Below are 16,425 nucleotides of genomic sequence, written 5' to 3'. Positions count from 1 at the left end.
GAACGATTGCATGCTGCTGCAGCCTCTGGCCACCCACACCGAGCTGGGCCTGGGCCCATTCGCGCAATGACGCTGTTGTACCTGAAGCTAATCGTCACCCCTTTGCTGATGTGGGCCATTTCCCTGGCGTCGCGCCGATGGGGCGGCCTGCTGGGCGGGCTGTTGTCCGGCATGCCCATTACCTCGGCACTGGTCATGACCTTCCTGTGCCTGGAACAGGGCAGCACCTTTGCTGTAGCTGCAGTGCCTGGCGCACTGGGCGGCCTGGTGGCGGTGCAGGCGACGTACTGCTGCTTCATGTGGAGCACCCGCCGGGCAGCGCTGGTACCCGCCGTGCTGCTGGCGTTGCTGGCCTACGGCCTGGTGGCTTACGCATTTACCCACTGGGGCAACCTGCACCTGTCGGTGGCCGTAGCGCTGGTTCTGATCGGGGTGCTGATATGCGCCAGTGGCCGCGAGCCCAGCCCGGACATGCTGGCCCGCCCCAAGCACCGATACTGGGAAATACCGCTGCGCATGGTGGCGGCGACCAGCCTGCTGATGCTGACCACAAGCCTGGCCGACTGGCTGGGCCCGGCAACCAGCGGCATGCTGGCACCGATACCGGTAATCGCATGGCCGCTGGTCGTGTTTGCCTACGTACAGAATGGCCGGCCCGGGATGGCCGCGATGGTGCGGGGCAATGCAATTGGCGCGGTGGGGGTGATCGCGTTCTACCTGGTATTGGCAGCACTGCTGCAAGCCTGGGGCGCCGCGGCTGCCATCGGCGCGGCAATCGCCAGTGCCGTGGTGCTGACCCTAGGGCTGGCCGCCGCATTACGGCGGCGCTGACGTTAAGCCTGCCACGCCAAGGGGTGGCGGGCTCACCCGTTGGCCTTCGTCACGCCACGTCGATTTGGGTCAGCCCCATTACCTTGGCCTGCGCCAGGACTTCGTCCGGGCTGGCATCGGCCGGCGGCATCAGCAAACTGTTCTCGCCGTCGCCGAAGTGCAGCACCATCAGGTGTAGCGCTGCCTGGTGCAGGGCAAGCTCGGGCTGTTCGAGTTCAAAGGTGTGTGTGCAAGGCTGGCCATTGAGTTGATAGCGGACCGTGTAGGCGTGCATAAGAACCTCTTGATTGAACAAGGACTCAATACCTGACCGGTCGGGCAGAAATAAATTCAGGTAAATAGCGGCCGCCTGGCCCATTGGGCCAAACGACCACCAGGTTGGCACTGCCCTGCGATTACTCGGCGCCCGGCGGAATGCCGTCCTTGTTCTTGTCTTTCAACCGGGCCTTCTCCTCTTCCGTGGAATGGGCTGGCACTTGGGTTTGCTGGTCTTTCTGCTGCTCGGCCATGGGCGTGTCCTCTTCGATGGTGGCTGAACGATTACCTGCACTCGTCACGGTTGCTGGCGCTGCATCGTTTTGCGGTGCAAGGCGATGAATGGCGCCTCGGCAGGGTCGATGCGGTCCATTTCGGCCGCGATCCGGTGCCAGTAGGGATACTGGGGCGCGATCCGCGTGACCTGTTCCATCTGTTCCAGGTCTTCTGGCAAGAGCACCAGCTCGGTCGCCTGCAAATTGTCATGCAGTTGCTCGAAGCTGCGCCCCGCCGTGATCACGCTGGTGATGCCTGGGCGGTCCTTGAGCCAGGCCAGGCATACCCGTGCCGGCGAGCAGCCATGGCGCTGGCCGATGGTGATCAAGGCTTCGATGATGTCATAGGCCCGCTCGCGATCATGCACGTAGGGTTCTGGCCAGTCATTGCCCTGGCGGGTGCCCTTGGGGGCCTGCTGCCCGCGCCGCACCTTGCCGGTCAGCAACCCCTCGCCCAAGGGCCCCCACACCAAGGTTGCAACCCCTTGGTCGATGGCCATGGGCAGCAATTCGTACTCGGCTTCGCGCGCCTCCGGGGTGTAGTAGATTTGCTGCGATACCGGCTGCTGCCAGCCATTCACGCGCGCGCTGCCGAGGGTTTTCATCATTTGCCAGGCAGTGTAGTTGGACGTGCCGAAGTAGCGGATCTTCCCGCTCTGCACCAGGTGGTCCAAGGCCGCCAGGGTTTCCTCCACCGGCGTCACGCCATCCCAGTTGTGTACCTGGTACAGGTCGATATGGTCGGTACCCAGGCGCTTGAGGCTGGCCTCGCAGGCGCGAATCAAGTGGTAACGCGACGCCCCGCTGTCGTTGGGGTTGTCGCCCATCGGGCTGCGCGCCTTGGTCGCGAGGATGATCGACTGGCGCCGCTGTGCCAGCGCCTGGCCAACGATTTCTTCGGCAAGGCCGTGCGAGTACAAGTCGGCCGTGTCCACCAGATTGACGCCGGCATCGAAGGCCATGTCGAACATGCGCCGTGCCTGGTCGACATCCACGCTACCGGTTTTTTCGAATGCGCCACGCCCGCCGAACGGGACCGTGCCAACCACCAGTTCCGAAACCAGCAGGCCAGTGTTGCCGAGTGCGCGGTATTTCATGGGCTACCTCCATTGCATAAGACATGCAATACCGACGGCCCATGGTGCTGAAACGTTCAATCAGGTTGGCCGAACCCGGCTGGGGCAAGCGACCACGCGCCAGGCCAGCCTGGTATTCAGAACACCGACCAGCCAATGCGTGCGCTCAGCAACTCCAGCGCGGCCATGCCGGCCAGCGAGTTGCCCGCCGCGTTCAGCTCCGGCGACCACACGCACACGCTGAACTGCCCCGGTACGATGGCGACGATACCGCCGCCCACGCCACTCTTGCCCGGCAACCCCACTCTGTAGGCGAAGTTGCCTGCCTCGTCATACAGGCCACTGGTGGCCATGATCGAGTTCACCTGCTGGGTCTGGCGACGGCTGAGAATTTGCTGACCGCTGTGCTTGCAAAAGCCGTCGTTGGCCAGAAAGCAGAATGCCCGCGCCAGGTCCAGGCAATTCATGCGCAGTGCGCAGTAGCTGAAGTAACTGCGCAGCACCGTTTCCACCTCGTTGTGGAAGTTGCCAAACGACTGCATCAGGTAAGCCATGGCCGCATTGCGCGCGCGGAACTGATACTCCGAATCGGCGACGCGGGTGTCGATCTGGATGTGCGGGTTACCGGACAGGCGCCGGACGAAATCGCGCATCGACAAGGTTGGCGCAGCGAAGCGCGACTGGTTGATGTCGCAGATGACCAGAGCCCCTGCGTTGATGAACGGGTTGCGCGGGCGCCCGCGCTCGAACTCCAGCTGCACCAGCGAGTTGAATGGCTGGCCGGACGGCTCATGGCCAAGCCGCTCCCAGATCGCTTCACCCGAATGGCCTATCGCCTGAACCAGGCTGAACACCTTGGAAATGCTCTGCACCGAGAACGGTTCCAGGGCGTCGCCTGCACAGTAGTGACTGCCATCGTTGCTGTAGACGGCGATGCCCAGTTGCTGGGCCGGCACGTCGGCCAGCGCAGGAATGTAATCGGCAACTTTGCCCGTGCCGATCAAGGGGCGTACTTGTTCAAGGATCTCGTTCAACAGCGTTTGCATGGCGGGCCCTGGTTCAGTCCCCCTCGACGACGGCGGGGGTCGCATTCTTGACGCCGAGTGCGTGAAGGAAATCACACATTTGGCAACAAACTCCCCCGCTCGGCGCCGTACGGCCTTCAAGGCCTGGGCTGCCGCCATGCTCAAGCCTGCATCAGCTCAATGCCTCACGGCTGTGCTGGCCGTCGACCAAGCGCTGCAGCCCCAGCGGGTTGGCATTTTTCAGCGCATCGGGCAGCAGCGCATCGGGGTAGTCCTGGAAGCACACCGGGCGCAGGAAGCGGTCGATGGCCAAGGTGCCGACCGAGGTGCCGCGGGCATCGGAGGTAGCCGGGTAGGGCCCACCATGCACCATCGCTTCGCACACTTCCACACCGGTGGGGTAACCGTTGAGCAGCAGGCGCCCTGCCTTGCGCTGCAGCAGCGGCACCAGCGTGGCGAACTGCTGGAGGTCTTGCGGCTCGGCGATCAGGGTGGCGGTGAGCTGCCCGTGCAACGCTTGCACGGCGCGGCGCAGCTCGGCTTCGTCGGCGACTTCGACCAGCACCGTGGCAGGCCCGAACACTTCTTCCTGCAGCAGTTCGTCACCGTTCAACAGCAGGCTCGCATCGGCCTGGAACAGCTGCGCCCGGGCCTGGTCGCCAACCTGCTCGGCACCGGCCAGGTGGTGCACGCCTGGGTGCTGGTGCAGGCGCTGCACGCCACTGGCATAGCTGCGCAAGGTGCCGGTATTGAGCATGGTTTGCGCGGGCTGGTCGGCCAGTTGCGCAGCCAGCGCCGCAGTGAAGGCGGTGAATGCCTTACCGGCAATGCCAATGACCAGCCCGGGGTTGGTGCAGAACTGCCCACAGCCCAGCACCACCGAAGCTGCCAGCGCCTCGGCCACCTGCCCGCCGCGCGCGCGCAACGCCGCGGGCAAGACCAGCACGGGGTTGATGCTGCTCATTTCGGCGAACACCGGAATCGGCTGGGGGCGTGCTGCCGCCAGGTCACACAGGGCACGCCCGCCCTTGAGCGAACCGGTGAACCCCACCGCCTGGATGGCCGGGTGGCGCACCAACGCTTCGCCCACACCGCTACCGTAGATCATGTTGAACACCCCGGCAGGCATGCCGGTCGCCTGCGCCGCCCGTTCGATAGCATCGCCCACCTGCGCGGCCGTGGCCATATGGCCGCTGTGCGCCTTGACCACCACCGGGCAGCCAGCGGCCAGCGCTGCTGCGGTGTCGCCGCCGGCAGTGGAGAACGCCAGGGGGAAGTTGCTGGCACCGAACACGGCTACCGGCCCTACGCCGGTGCGGTACTGGCGCAAGTCCGGGCGTGGCAGTGGCTGGCGCTGTGGCTGGGCACGGTCGATGCGCGCCGCCAGGTAATCGCCGCGGCGCAGTACCTTGGCGAACAGGCGCAGCTGATTGCTGGTTCGGCCGCGCTCGCCCTGGATGCGCGCAGCAGGCAAGGCCGTTTCGCGGCACACCGTGGCGATGAAGCTATCGCCCAACGCGTCCAGCTGGTCGGCAATGGCATCGAGAAACTGCGCGCGACGCTCGGGCGCCATGCCGTTGTATTCGACGAATGCCGCTTCGGCCGCCTCGGCAGCGGCGGCCACCTCGCCAGGGGTGGCCTGGGTGAAGACCCCCGGCAAGGCTTCGCCGGTGCGCGCATCGAGGCTTTGCAGGTGAACGCTGCCAGCAGCGCTGCGCTGGCCGCCAATGAAATTGCTTGCAGACATGGTTGACTCCTGTAACAAGAAAGAAGGCCTGGCCCTCACAGGCTTTTCACCAGCCCCGGGCGAACCTGCCCGGGCGCTGCGGCAATGCCGTTGCGCAGCGGCTGGCCAAAGGCGTCGAGGCTGATTTCGAAGGTATCGCCCGGTCGGGCCTGCACGCCGTCGGCGAACGACAGTGTGGCGGTGCCGAAATAGTGCACATGCACATCGCCAGGGCGCAGGAACTGGCTGTATTTGAAGTGGTGGTACTCCAGGTTCTCGAAGCTGTGGCACATGTTCTGCTCGCCGGACAGGAACGGCTTGCTCCACAGCACCTGGCCATCGCGCAGAATGCGGCTGGTGCCTTCGAGGTGCGCTGGCAACGCTCCCAGGCGAAGCTCCGGGCCGAAACTGCAGGCGCGCAGCTTGGAATGCGCCAGGTACAGGTAGTTGCGCCGCTCCAGCACATGGTCGGAAAACTCGTTGCCCAAGGCGTAGCCAAGCCGGTACGGGGTATTGCCCGGGCCGATCAGGTACAGCCCGACCAGCTCAGGCTCCTCGCCGGCGTCTTCGGCAAAGGCCGGCAGCGGCAGGTCGGCGCCGGGGCGCACCACGATCGCGCCGTCGCCCTTGTAGAACCACTCCGGCTGCGCACCCTCCTCACCCGCTGGCGGCCGCCCGCCCGCCAGGCCCCACTGGAACATGCGCATGCTATCGGTCAAGGTACCTTCGGCCTGTTGCTGGTGCATTTTGTCGCGGGTGGCGGCGCTGCCCAGGTGGGTCAGGCCGGTACCGGTGACCAGGCAGTGCGCCGGGTCCGGGTGGTCCAAAGGTGGCAGCACACGGCCCTGGGCCAGCAAGGCCAGGTAGTCGTGCCGCTCACCCAGCCCAGCGGCCCGGACTTCACTGGCCAGATCGCGGCCGGCGGCAACGGCCTGCAAGGCCAGCTCACGGGTGCTGCTGACGCCCCGCACTTCAAGGGCGTACTCGCCTTCCACCACGCCCACATGGCGCGCGCCGGCGGCGCTTTCAAATTGAATCAGTCGCATGGTTGATGTGCTCGCTTGTCGGTTGCAAAGTTCAGCGGGCGCCTTCGGCGGCCCGCGTGGAAGCCAGGCGTTGGCGACGCTCCAGGCGGTTGTAGACGACGCCGGTGAGCAGCACGCCGAACAGCATCACCAGGGCAAGGAAATACAGCCCCGAAGACAACTGCCCGGTGTGTTCCTTGAGCGCGCCGATACCGAACGGCCCCAGGTAGCCGCCAAGGTTGCCGATCGAGTTGATCAGGGCGATGCCTGCGGCTGCGCTGGCACCTGAAAAGAACCGCCCAGGCAGCGTCCAGAAGATGGCCGTGCAGGAAAACAGGGCAAACGCCACCATGCACAGCGCAGCCAACTGCAGCACCGGCACCGTCAGCCAGGCACTGAGGAACAGGCCTATGGCGCCCAGCGCACACAGCAGGCCCAGGTGCCCGTAGCGGTCGTTGAGGCGGTCAGAGCTGCGGGGCATGATCAACAGGCCGATGATGCCGAACAGGTACGGCACCGCCGAAACGAAACCCGTGACCAGATCGCTGCCGCCAAACTGGTGAATCAGCGTTGGCAGCCACAAGCCGAGGCCGTAGATGCTCAAGGTGACCGGCAGGTAGAACAGCGCCAGCAACAGTACGCGGCCGTCCTTGAGCGCATGCAGCGGGTTGCCATGGCGGGTCTGGCCAAAATCACGCAGGTCGTTGGCCAGTTGCTCCTGCAGCCAACTGCGTTGTGCCTCGCTGAGCCAGCGCACCTGGGCAGGCCCGTCCGGCAGCAGGCGCAAGGTAGGCCAGGCGAGCAGCACCGCCGGGGTGCCGATGCAGATGAACAGCCACTGCCAGCCATGCAGGCCGTAGCTGCCTTCCAGCCCCAGCAGCGCGCCGGAAAGCGGCCCGGTGATCAGCATGGCCAGGGGCTGCGAGAGGATGAAAAAGCCCAGGATCTTGCCGCGGTGCCGCACCGGGTACCACTGGGTTATGTAGTACAGCACCCCCGGAAAGAAGCCCGCCTCGGCGGCGCCGAGCAAGAAGCGCATCACGTAGAAGCCATTGGGCCCGGTCACGAAGGCCATGCCGATGGTAATTGCACCCCACGTCACCAGGATGCGGGCGAACCAGCGCCGCGCGCCAAAGCGGTCGAGCAGCAGGTTGCTCGGCACTTCGAACAGAAAATAGCCGATGAAGAACAGCCCGGCACCCAGGCCATAGGCTGCGTCACCCAGGCCGATGTCGGCGCCCATGTGCAGCTTGGCAAAGCCCACCGCCGAACGATCGACGTAGGCCACCAGGTAAAGCAGAACCAGAAAAGGGATGAGTTTCAGTGTGATCAGGCGGACAAGCCGCTGCTCCTGAATCATGGCGATGTCTCCAATTGTTCTTGTAATGAGCACAGCACCCGGCCGGGGCTTTTTGGCAGACCGCTAACCTGGCGACAGGATCATATAGTAATACTATTTGGAACAACAAGCCTTCACATGCACGATTTCACGCAGTACTGTTAGGCAATAAACGACAAATAGTAATACTAATAAGGTCTCCCGATATGTCTGACGCCAAACGCCCCCTGCGCTCTGCCCAATGGTTCGGAACCGCCGACAAGAACGGCTTCATGTACCGCAGCTGGATGAAGAACCAGGGCATTCCGGACCATGAATTCCAGGGCAAGCCGATCATCGGCATCTGCAACACCTGGTCGGAGTTGACGCCGTGTAACGCGCATTTCCGCAAAATTGCCGAGCATGTGAAAAAAGGCGTGCTGGAGGCTGGCGGCTTCCCGGTGGAGTTCCCGGTGTTTTCCAGCGGCGAGTCCAACCTGCGCCCCACCGCCATGCTCACCCGCAACCTGGCGAGCATGGATGTGGAGGAAGCGATCCGCGGCAACCCGGTGGACGCCGTGGTGCTGCTGACAGGCTGCGACAAGACCACCCCGGCGCTGCTGATGGGCGCTGCCAGCTGCGACGTGCCGGCGATCGTGGTGACCGGCGGGCCGATGCTCAACGGCAAGCACAAGGGCAAGGACATTGGCGCCGGCACCATCGTCTGGCAGATGCATGAGGCCTACAAGGCCGGCCAGATCGACCTCAACGAGTTCCTTTCCGCCGAAGCTGGCATGTCGCGCTCGGCGGGCACCTGCAACACCATGGGCACCGCCTCGACCATGGCCTGCATGGCCGAAGCGCTGGGCACCTCCCTGCCCCACAATGCCGCCATCCCGGCAGTGGATGCCCGCCGCTATGTCCTTGCCCACCTTTCCGGCATGCGCATTGTCGATATGGTTCGCGAAGACCTGCGCCTGTCGAAAATCCTCACCCGCGAAGCCTTCGAGAACGCGATTCGCGTCAACGCCGCCATCGGCGGCTCGACCAACGCCGTTATCCACCTGAAGGCGATTGCCGGGCGCATTGGCGTAGACCTGCAACTGGAAGACTGGACCCGCGTTGGCCGCGGGACACCGACCTTGGTCGACCTGCAGCCATCGGGCCGCTTCCTGATGGAAGAGTTCTATTACGCCGGTGGCTTGCCCGCGGTCATCCGCCGCCTGGGCGAACATGGCCTGCTGCCCAACCCCGGCGCGTTGACGGCCAACGGCAACAGCCTGTGGGCCAACTGCCAGGCCGCGCCGTTATATGACGAAGCAGTGATACGCCCGCTGGCCAACCCACTGGTAGCCGATGGCGGTATCTGCATCTTGCGTGGCAACCTGGCGCCCAAGGGCGCGGTGCTCAAACCGTCAGCCGCCACCCCGGCGCTGATGCAGCACCGTGGCCGCGCCGTGGTGTTCGAAAATTTCGAAGACTACAAGGCACGCATCAACGACCCTGAGCTGGATGTAGACGCCAATTCGGTACTGGTGATGAAGTACTGTGGGCCCAAGGGCTACCCGGGCATGGCCGAAGTCGGCAACATGGGCCTGCCGGCGAAGTTGCTGGCCCAGGGCGTAACCGACATGGTGCGTATTTCGGACGCACGCATGAGCGGCACTGCCTACGGCACCGTGGTACTCCATGTGGCGCCCGAGGCCGCAGCAGGCGGGCCATTGGCCGCAGTGCGGGAAGGTGACTGGATCGAACTGGACTGCAAGGAGGGCCGGCTGCACCTGGATATCAGCGCCGAGGAACTGGCCGGCCGGCTGGCCGACCTGCAAGCCCCGCCGCAGTTGATCACCGGCGGGTATGCCAAGCTGTACCTGGACCATGTGATGCAGGCCGATGAAGGCTGCGATTTCGACTTCCTGGTCGGGTGCCGAGGGGCAGCGGTGCCCAAGCACTCCCACTGACCAGCCGCACCCCGCAATGAAGGAGCGGGCTCAGCCGCGAACACCGGCGAAGCCCGTTCCACCCACCACGCTGTTTCCCGCCGAACCAAGCCAAACTGCTGCGACCTCGCCAAAAGGCCGCCGCCCATTCACTGATGTTATGATGCTCCCCCCGCTTGAAGGACCACCCGCGCCCCCCATGAACTACCGCCAGCCCTCCACGCGCAAGAGCATGCACACCACTCTGGTACAGGACCTCGGCCTGCAGATCGTCTCTGGCCAACTCGCGCCCGGGCAGAAGCTGCCCAACGAGGCCAGCCTGTGCGAAAGCTACGCGATCAGCCGGCCCGTGTTCCGCGAAGCGATGCGTGCGCTGACTGCCAAAGGCCTGGTCGAAGCCCGCCCCCGGGTCGGTACCCTGGTGCGGCCGCGCCATGACTGGCACATGCTTGACCCAGACGTGCTGCACTGGCTGATGCAGGCCACGCCGCAGAAGGACTTTTTCAATACCTTGTCCAGCGTACGCTGGGTCATCGAGCCCGCTGCCGCCGCGCTGGCCGCCACCAACGCTACGGCCGAAGATGTGCAGTCGATCAGCGAAGCGTATCAACGCATGGAGGCCGCGCGCACCCATGAAGAGCGGCTGCAACCGGACCTGGACTTCCACGCACGCATCGCCGACGCCACCCACAATGACCTGCTGGCCTACCTGTGCAACATGTTGTCCATGGCCCTGCGCGAATCGGTGCGCTATTCCAACCAGCGGCCAAACTTCGACCAACTCGCCCTGCCCCGGCACAAGGCCATTTTGACCGCCATCCAGAATGGCGACGCACTCGGTGCACGCCATGCCTCGCTGGTCCAGCTTGAGGATGCCCGCGTGGCGCTGAGCAAAGTATTGGGGCAGGACCCGACCAGCTAAGGCAGAAGGCCGCCGGGTGCTTATTGCAGGGCGGCCTTGGGGGGCACGGCAGACACCCCTGTTTCGGCTATCTGCCGCGCACGCATGCTGCCCCATGCCAAGGCACGAACCAATGAGCGCTTCGGCCAGCAGTCGTAGGCCTCTTCGTGCAATGCCATCCCAGAACGGGCATACACCCCCAGGAACATCTGCGTGGTCCCGCTGCGCGAAAGCCTGACCTGTACATCTATCCGGCTGCCGTCTGCCAGGGTCTCTTCATGGCTGCGATGGTTCAGCGCAGGGTCGACCCACGCCCAATACACGTTACCCCTCATCCGCATAGCGCCTCCAGCGATCGAAATTGGCTGTACCCCAAGCCGTGCGGCTTACCCTACTTTGGGATTAAACCGATCTAACTGGATCGACCGCCGAGCGTGCGTATGTGCTGCAATTATTTATCAGCCGCATTTGCCATGATCTACCGTCAACCGGCCTGGGTGCGCTGCGTGCACGCTCAGCCCTGGCAACCTGCTGGAGGCCAATGATGAGCAAGATGTGAGAAAGATGAGACCAGGCGCGATGCCGCTGCGCTGAAGCAACTAAGCGGTCAACGCAGGCAGTTGGCTTGATAGCAGCTCAGCCGCCGTAGCATTGAGAATGGCTGGGCTCAGCTTGTCTCTGAGCACCCATTTGCAGGCCACGATTTCATTGCGAGCCACGGGTTTTTCCTGATCATCGACATGCGTAGTGAACACATGGTGAATGGTTGACCCCAGCTGAAGGGTGCACAGGTGAAAGAGACCGTGGCCTTCAATGGACGTTTCCTCTTGCAGCTCCCGCGCAGCCGCTGCAACAGGCGACTCGCCCGGTTCTATAGCGCCGCCGGGGAAGTTCCACTTCCCGCTTTTTTTCCGTACTAGCAAGATCCTGCCACTGCGCAGGCAGAGGACCGTTGCCCTGTCTTGGATCTTGGCTCCGCGCGCCTTCTTGTCCCGCATACACACACTCAGCTCGTCAGTAGGTCCATGTCCGTATCGTTGCAGCCAATAGAGACTTGCTTCCTGAAGACTCAATTCGGTGACGACTCGTTCACCCTTAACGGCACAAATCACAGGCTGAGCACGTTATTTTCACCTCATTTTCACGCTTGCAGAGGGACAATCTAGCCATCCCCATGTGAAACACCTCTAGCCCGACTAGCAGCGGGCTTTCTTTTGCCTGCAAGAAACACAATGGCTTTGGTGTCGAATGAGTAAAAGGCAGTGTCGACCATCAGTCTTGCAGTTTGGCTGAACCTGAGAGACAGGCGCTAACGACCGCAGTACACCACTGCGGCCGTATCGACGCTGAATAGGCTAGGATCTGCCGCGGATCGCTTCGAGGCGATCCCGGCCAGCCTGTGTGATGGCGTTCTCCCCTTCATCGCTGATGCGATACCGGCCAGACGCCATCTTGGCGATTGTGAACTGGACCAGACCGCTTTCGGATAGGGCTTCGCCCGCTTCGAAGCTCATCGCCTGTTCCAGGTCGAAGATTTTGATTTCTCCGATTTTGTAGCGGGCGAAGGCTACCAGAGCGTTATCCAATGCTTGTTGGCTGATCTTTCGAGCGACTTCCATTCGACCTCCCAGGTCATGAGAGTCCCGGTCCGTGGGATTGGCGACAACGCACCGGGGGGTTGTTGAAGGCGGACCGTACTATGCAACCAGGGAAGTCGCTACTGGCTTTCCATCCATGCTGGATGGGTGGGCAGGTCATGGAGCACAACGGGCCGTCACAGCAACACATCGGCTTTTTTGCCGAACGAATGCCTGTAGCCCCGACAGAACGCCCCCCACTCTTCGCTATCCCAGCCTGACCGACGCTTGACCTGCCGCAAGTCATGGCGGGCGGCCTGTTTGGCGCTGAAGCGCTTTCTGGCCTTTTCCAGGTCTAGCAAGGCGACAGCCACGCCTGGCGCCCTGAAATCGACGAAGACATGTTTCAGATACAAGCAACCGTGCTGCCATTTTCCGAGATTCAGCTTGCCAAGTGCTCGGCCATAGGCTTCAAGAATTTCGAGATAGCGATGATGCCCTAGCGTTTTTTCCAGCTGCCGGGCACGGAAGTCTTCGAGCGACACGTAGCCCTCCAGCGCCGCCGTGACCATGACGGCCTGCCACTCTCCCTGGTGTTTATGAATATGGCTGTACACAAGCTCGGGCGTACCAACCCCCAGCGCTGTGGCAGCACGCACAGCCTTTGCCTCGCGTGCAACGGTTGGGTGGCCGAAAGGGTGACGCAGGCTTCGATAGACATGCCCGACTTGCTGCTTTTTATAGAACGTCAGCCCACCCAGCTCCACCCGCAACACACCGCTCTCACCTCCCCTGCGGACATTAGGCGGCTCTACCCAAACGCCCGGAGCGTTGAGAACATCTGCCAGCAGTAACTCGCCAAGCTTCACATCGGTCGGATTTGCAGTCACGGAACACCTTAACGCCTGGCGCCAATTTGGCTGAAATATCTTGAAAACAACAGTGAAAGTATATGGAAATCGAAGGGAAATCAGGGTGGCAGAACTGACACAACACCTATCCATTCGGCCAACACTTACGAGCTGCGGCTGGAGAGCTCGTGGCCTGTGCAGCATGCGCTTGCTGGCGATGAAGCCAGACCCGGCCCTGGACATTGGATCGCGGCCAAATCACATCGTTCAGGTGGCGTGCCTATCCGATCCGCCTCGCATCGCGGCGCACGGCTTGCGGGGGCACACCAAAACCTCGGATAAATACCTCACGCATGTGTCGACGGTCCCTGAACCCGGTTTCCCTTGCCACCGTATCCAGGCTGTGGCGACTCTGTTCGATCATTAGCCGAGCGGCCTCCAGCCGTAGGCTTTCCACCGCTTTTGCAGGGGACTGCCCGGTTTCGGCGGTGAACACCCGGGTGAATTGCCTTGGGCTCAGGTGCGCAACCTCTGCGAGCTCTTCAACACTCAACGCCCTGTTCAAATGCTTGCTTGCATAGTCCAGAGCGCTTTGAATGCGATCAGACTTGGGCGCCAGGGCAAGCAACTCAGAGTGCTGGGATTGCCCCCCCGACCGGCGCTGGTGCATGACGAGCCTATGAGCTACCGATTTGGCAACCTCCGCCCCCAAATCCTTCTCCACCATCCCCAATGCCATGTCCAGACCTGCGGTCATTCCCGCAGAGGTCCAGACAGGGCCGTCCACAATGAAGATCCGATCCTCTTCCACCTCAATGCTCGGGTGCATGCTTTGAAGCGCTTTGGCATAGGCCCAGTGGGTAGTCGCGCGCCGGTTATCGAGCACACCTGCTTGAGCCAGGACGAAAGCGCCGGTGCAGATGCCCGCGATGCGCCTGGCGCTCTGGGCAAACCCCTGCACGCTCGACAGCACCTCGGCAGCGGGTGGCGTAAGCGGCGTGAGTGTTCCTGTGATCATCCAGCTATCTGCAAGCCCTGGGGCATCCAGTGCCAGCGTGTCGATGTGCATGCCCAGGGAGGACCGAATGATCCCGCCCGATACCGAATAGTTCTGGATCCGGTACACAGGCTCGCCCGCGACCAGGTTCGCGAACTCGAAAACCGCCTGGGTGGCCAGTGACATGACCTGAAATCCGTCTGTGACCAAGTAGCCGATTCGATGCATGACCCCGCTCCATTAGCAATGTCCTAAAACATGACTATAAGCGTCATTTAAGACAAATCTGTTTTTTTGCATCATGGCTCCACACCCAACCAACGGAGCTGGACCATGACCCAGGACTACAAAGGCACCGCCCTGATCACAGGCGCATCCACCGGCATCGGCGCCATTTTTGCAGACCGCCTGGCCCGACGTGGCTATGACCTGGTACTGGTCGCCCGCAATCGTGACCGCCTGAACGCGCTTGCCAGCCGCATCACCAACCAGACTCAGCAGAGCGTTGAAGTCTTCCCCGCTGACCTGGCCAACGCAGCGGACCTGGCGCGGGTGGAACGTAAATTGCGCGAAGACGCCAGCATCAACCTGTTGGTCAACAACGCCGGCATCGGCACACACACCCGTTTGCTGGACAGCGACGTCGAGCGCATGGCCGAGATGATCAGCCTCAACGTTACTGCACTCACTCGGCTGACCTACGCCGCAGTTCCAGGCTTCATCGCTCGCCAACAGGGCGCGATCATCAATATCTCATCGATCGTCAGCCTGGCACCGGAAATGCTCAATGGCGTGTACGGCGCAAGCAAAGCGTACGTCACGGCCTTCACACAGTCACTGCACAAAGAGCTGGCAGAACAGGGGATCAAGGTTCAGGCGGTGTTGCCAGGCGCTACGGCTACCGACTTTTGGGAGATCGGGGGGCTGCCCGTCGAGAACCTTGATCCCAACATCGTGATGTCGGCAAGCGACCTGGTAAGTGGCGCCCTTCAAGACTTCGACAGCGGTGTGCTGATCTCCATCCCGGCCATGCAGGACATACAGCATTTCGAGCGGTACGAAAGCAGCCGCACGGCGCTGTTCGGACACCTCTCCAGCAACAAACTCGCCCCGCGTTATGGCGTTTGATCACTCCATTGAAAGGAAACAAATCATGAAAACCAGCGCCAATACCCTCTTCATCACTGGCGGTACCTCGGGCATCGGCCGCGCGCTGGCCGAAGCGTTCCACCAGCGTGGAAACAAGGTCATCATCGCGGGCCGACGCCAATCGTTGCTGGATGAAATCGCCAGCGCCCATCCCGGAATCGACACCGTTCTGCTGGATATCAATGACCCCCAGCAAATCAAGGATGTGGCACAGGAGGTTATCCGTCGCCATCCCTCGCTGAACGTCATCATCAACAACGCCGGCATCATGCCTTTCGACAACCCTGGCTCTGGCGATCTTGACGATGAGCAGGCTGTAGGGCTGCTGCAGACCAACCTGTTGGGCCCGGTGCGTGTTAGCGCCGCGTTTGTCGAACACCTCAAGCGCCAGCCTGATGCCTACATCATCAACAACAGTTCGGTGCTGGCCTATCTGCCACTGGCGGCGACAGCCCTCTACTCGGCGACCAAGGCCGCGATTCACTCCTAGTCGCTGTCGCAACGTTTTGCCCTGCGCGAGACCAGCGTCAAGGTGCTGGAAATCGCACCGCCGTGGGTCGACACCGATCTGATCCACAAAAGTGGTGATGAACGCGCCATGCCGCTGGACGACTTTATCCAGGAAACCCTGGAAAAACTGGAGGCAGCAACAACCGAAGTACTGGTTGAACGCGTCGTGCCACTGCGCGCCAACCAAGGGCCAAACGAGCACGAACTGATCAACCAGTTCAACCAGGCGCTGGTCGACAACCCTATCCCTGTGGCCTGAACAGGCACGCCTCGAACAACCTGGAAGGAAGCAAAATCATGACCCGAATTGCTGCTTTGTCCCTTGACCAAGCGCCAGCCGCTGCGCGCACTGCCCTTCAGGGCATTGAAAAAGGCTTGGGTTTCCTCCCCAACGCTTTCGCTACCCTGGCTCACTCGCCAGCAGCCTTGGCAGGCTATCTCGCGCTGTCACAAGCGCTGGGCAAGAACAGCCTCACACCGGCCGAACGTGAAGTGGCGGCACTGGCGGCTTCTGAAGTTAACGGATGCGACTATTGCGTTGCGGCTCACAGCTTCTTCGGTGGGAAGACCGGACTGAGCGCTGATGACCTGCTGGCAGCGCGGGCCGGCACGCTGAATGCAGTCGCTGCACTCGCTCGGGCTATCACGCTCAACCGCGGCCAAGTGAGTGACGAGCATCTCTCGAACGCACGGGAAGCAGGGTTGGACGATGCAAAAATCGTCGACGTCATCGCGCAGGTCTCGCTGCTGACGTTGACGAACTACCTGAACAACGTGGCGCAAACAGACATCGACGTTCCACCGAAAGCGACCTGATCTGCCCCCTTACTCAAGCGGCCTCTGCGCCCCCGCCTGAGGCGATCAGCCGGTGAACCAATGGCTGGTTGCCTTACGCGCCCTCCCCTCAGACACCGCCATGAAGCACGCACGCTCTACTGTAGGAGCAACTATCTTTCCCAAAATTTGAAA

16 protein-coding genes and 1 pseudogene are annotated in these 16,425 nt (G+C 62.4%); 6 read left to right on the top strand and 11 right to left on the bottom strand.

Features of this window, described 5'->3' with window-relative positions; translation table 11 throughout:
* The first annotated feature begins 66 nt into the window (after window positions 1-66).
* Window positions 67-831 carry a hypothetical protein gene (locus GYA94_RS13090; RefSeq protein WP_110677691.1) on the top strand — a complete coding sequence of 255 codons (765 nt, stop codon included), beginning with the start codon at window positions 67-69 and terminating at the stop codon, window positions 829-831.
* Window positions 832-880: 49 nt separating this feature from the next.
* On the opposite strand, the gene GYA94_RS13085 is transcribed toward GYA94_RS13090, so the two are convergent.
* The 6 genes from GYA94_RS13085 to GYA94_RS13060 all read right to left on the bottom strand — a co-directional run bounded on the left by GYA94_RS13085 (window position 881) and on the right by GYA94_RS13060 (window position 7,573).
* A complete protein-coding gene (locus tag GYA94_RS13085) occupies window positions 881-1,105 on the bottom strand; it encodes a hypothetical protein (RefSeq protein ID WP_110677693.1) in 225 nt (74 codons plus the stop codon).
* 279 nt (window positions 1,106-1,384) lie between these two features.
* Entirely contained in the window at window positions 1,385-2,458 is a 1,074-nt protein-coding gene (locus tag GYA94_RS13080) for an aldo/keto reductase (RefSeq protein WP_110677695.1), read from the bottom strand.
* Window positions 2,459-2,574: 116 nt separating this feature from the next.
* Window positions 2,575-3,483, bottom strand: coding sequence for a glutaminase B (glsB, locus tag GYA94_RS13075; protein ID WP_009685859.1), 909 nt, complete (start codon window positions 3,481-3,483; stop codon window positions 2,575-2,577).
* 151 nt (window positions 3,484-3,634) lie between these two features.
* A complete protein-coding gene (locus tag GYA94_RS13070) occupies window positions 3,635-5,209 on the bottom strand; it encodes an aldehyde dehydrogenase (NADP(+)) (RefSeq protein WP_161892439.1) in 1,575 nt (524 codons plus the stop codon).
* A 35-nt stretch (window positions 5,210-5,244) separates the two neighbouring features.
* Window positions 5,245-6,234 carry an AraD1 family protein gene (gene araD1, locus GYA94_RS13065; protein ID WP_110677698.1) on the bottom strand — a complete coding sequence of 330 codons (990 nt, stop codon included), beginning with the start codon at window positions 6,232-6,234 and terminating at the stop codon, window positions 5,245-5,247.
* Window positions 6,235-6,265: 31 nt separating this feature from the next.
* Complete coding sequence (locus GYA94_RS13060) at window positions 6,266-7,573, bottom strand: MFS transporter (protein WP_161892438.1); 1,308 nt, start codon at window positions 7,571-7,573, stop codon at window positions 6,266-6,268.
* Between the two features lie 185 nt (window positions 7,574-7,758).
* Here GYA94_RS13060 and GYA94_RS13055 point away from each other — a divergent pair, with 185 nt between their 5' ends.
* Both GYA94_RS13055 and GYA94_RS13050 read left to right on the top strand, forming a co-directional pair.
* Window positions 7,759-9,492, top strand: coding sequence for an IlvD/Edd family dehydratase (locus tag GYA94_RS13055; protein WP_029884936.1), 1,734 nt, complete (start codon window positions 7,759-7,761; stop codon window positions 9,490-9,492).
* Window positions 9,493-9,670: 178 nt separating this feature from the next.
* Entirely contained in the window at window positions 9,671-10,393 is a 723-nt protein-coding gene (locus GYA94_RS13050; protein WP_009685864.1) for a FadR/GntR family transcriptional regulator, read from the top strand.
* 20 nt (window positions 10,394-10,413) lie between these two features.
* Here the strand turns inward: GYA94_RS13050 and GYA94_RS13045 are convergent, their stop codons facing one another.
* From GYA94_RS13045 to GYA94_RS13025, 5 genes are all read right to left on the bottom strand, one after another.
* Window positions 10,414-10,713 carry a hypothetical protein gene (locus GYA94_RS13045; RefSeq protein WP_029884935.1) on the bottom strand — a complete coding sequence of 100 codons (300 nt, stop codon included), beginning with the start codon at window positions 10,711-10,713 and terminating at the stop codon, window positions 10,414-10,416.
* Between the two features lie 258 nt (window positions 10,714-10,971).
* Window positions 10,972-11,370, bottom strand: a complete 399-nt coding sequence (locus GYA94_RS13040; RefSeq protein WP_161892437.1) for an NUDIX domain-containing protein — start codon at window positions 11,368-11,370, stop codon at window positions 10,972-10,974.
* Window positions 11,371-11,727: 357 nt separating this feature from the next.
* The gene (locus GYA94_RS13035) at window positions 11,728-11,991 is read right to left on the bottom strand and encodes a hypothetical protein (RefSeq protein ID WP_009685869.1); all 264 of its coding nucleotides are present in this window, start codon (window positions 11,989-11,991) and stop codon (window positions 11,728-11,730) included.
* Window positions 11,992-12,146: 155 nt separating this feature from the next.
* Complete coding sequence (locus GYA94_RS13030) at window positions 12,147-12,839, bottom strand: lipopolysaccharide kinase InaA family protein (RefSeq protein WP_255326929.1); 693 nt, start codon at window positions 12,837-12,839, stop codon at window positions 12,147-12,149.
* 241 nt (window positions 12,840-13,080) lie between these two features.
* On the bottom strand, window positions 13,081-14,025 hold the full coding sequence (locus GYA94_RS13025) for a GlxA family transcriptional regulator (protein WP_110677708.1): 945 nt from the start codon (window positions 14,023-14,025) through the stop codon (window positions 13,081-13,083).
* Between the two features lie 105 nt (window positions 14,026-14,130).
* On the opposite strand from GYA94_RS13025, the gene GYA94_RS13020 reads away from it, so the two are divergent.
* The 3 genes and pseudogenes from GYA94_RS13020 to GYA94_RS13010 all read left to right on the top strand — a co-directional run bounded on the left by GYA94_RS13020 (window position 14,131) and on the right by GYA94_RS13010 (window position 16,272).
* Window positions 14,131-14,925 (top strand): SDR family NAD(P)-dependent oxidoreductase, encoded by a 795-nt coding sequence (locus GYA94_RS13020; RefSeq protein ID WP_161892436.1) that lies wholly within the window; start codon window positions 14,131-14,133, stop codon window positions 14,923-14,925.
* A gap of 25 nt (window positions 14,926-14,950) precedes the next feature.
* Window positions 14,951-15,715: pseudogene (locus GYA94_RS28545) on the top strand (SDR family oxidoreductase).
* Between the two features lie 38 nt (window positions 15,716-15,753).
* On the top strand, window positions 15,754-16,272 hold the full coding sequence (locus GYA94_RS13010; RefSeq protein ID WP_161892435.1) for a carboxymuconolactone decarboxylase family protein: 519 nt from the start codon (window positions 15,754-15,756) through the stop codon (window positions 16,270-16,272).
* Window positions 16,273-16,425: the final 153 nt, after the last annotated feature.

Source organism: Pseudomonas juntendi, from assembly GCF_009932375.1.
Classification (GTDB): Bacteria; Pseudomonadota; Gammaproteobacteria; order Pseudomonadales; family Pseudomonadaceae; genus Aquipseudomonas; species Aquipseudomonas juntendi.
The sequence above is the reverse complement of the archived record's forward strand: the minus strand, read 5'-3'. Positions and strand labels throughout refer to the sequence as shown.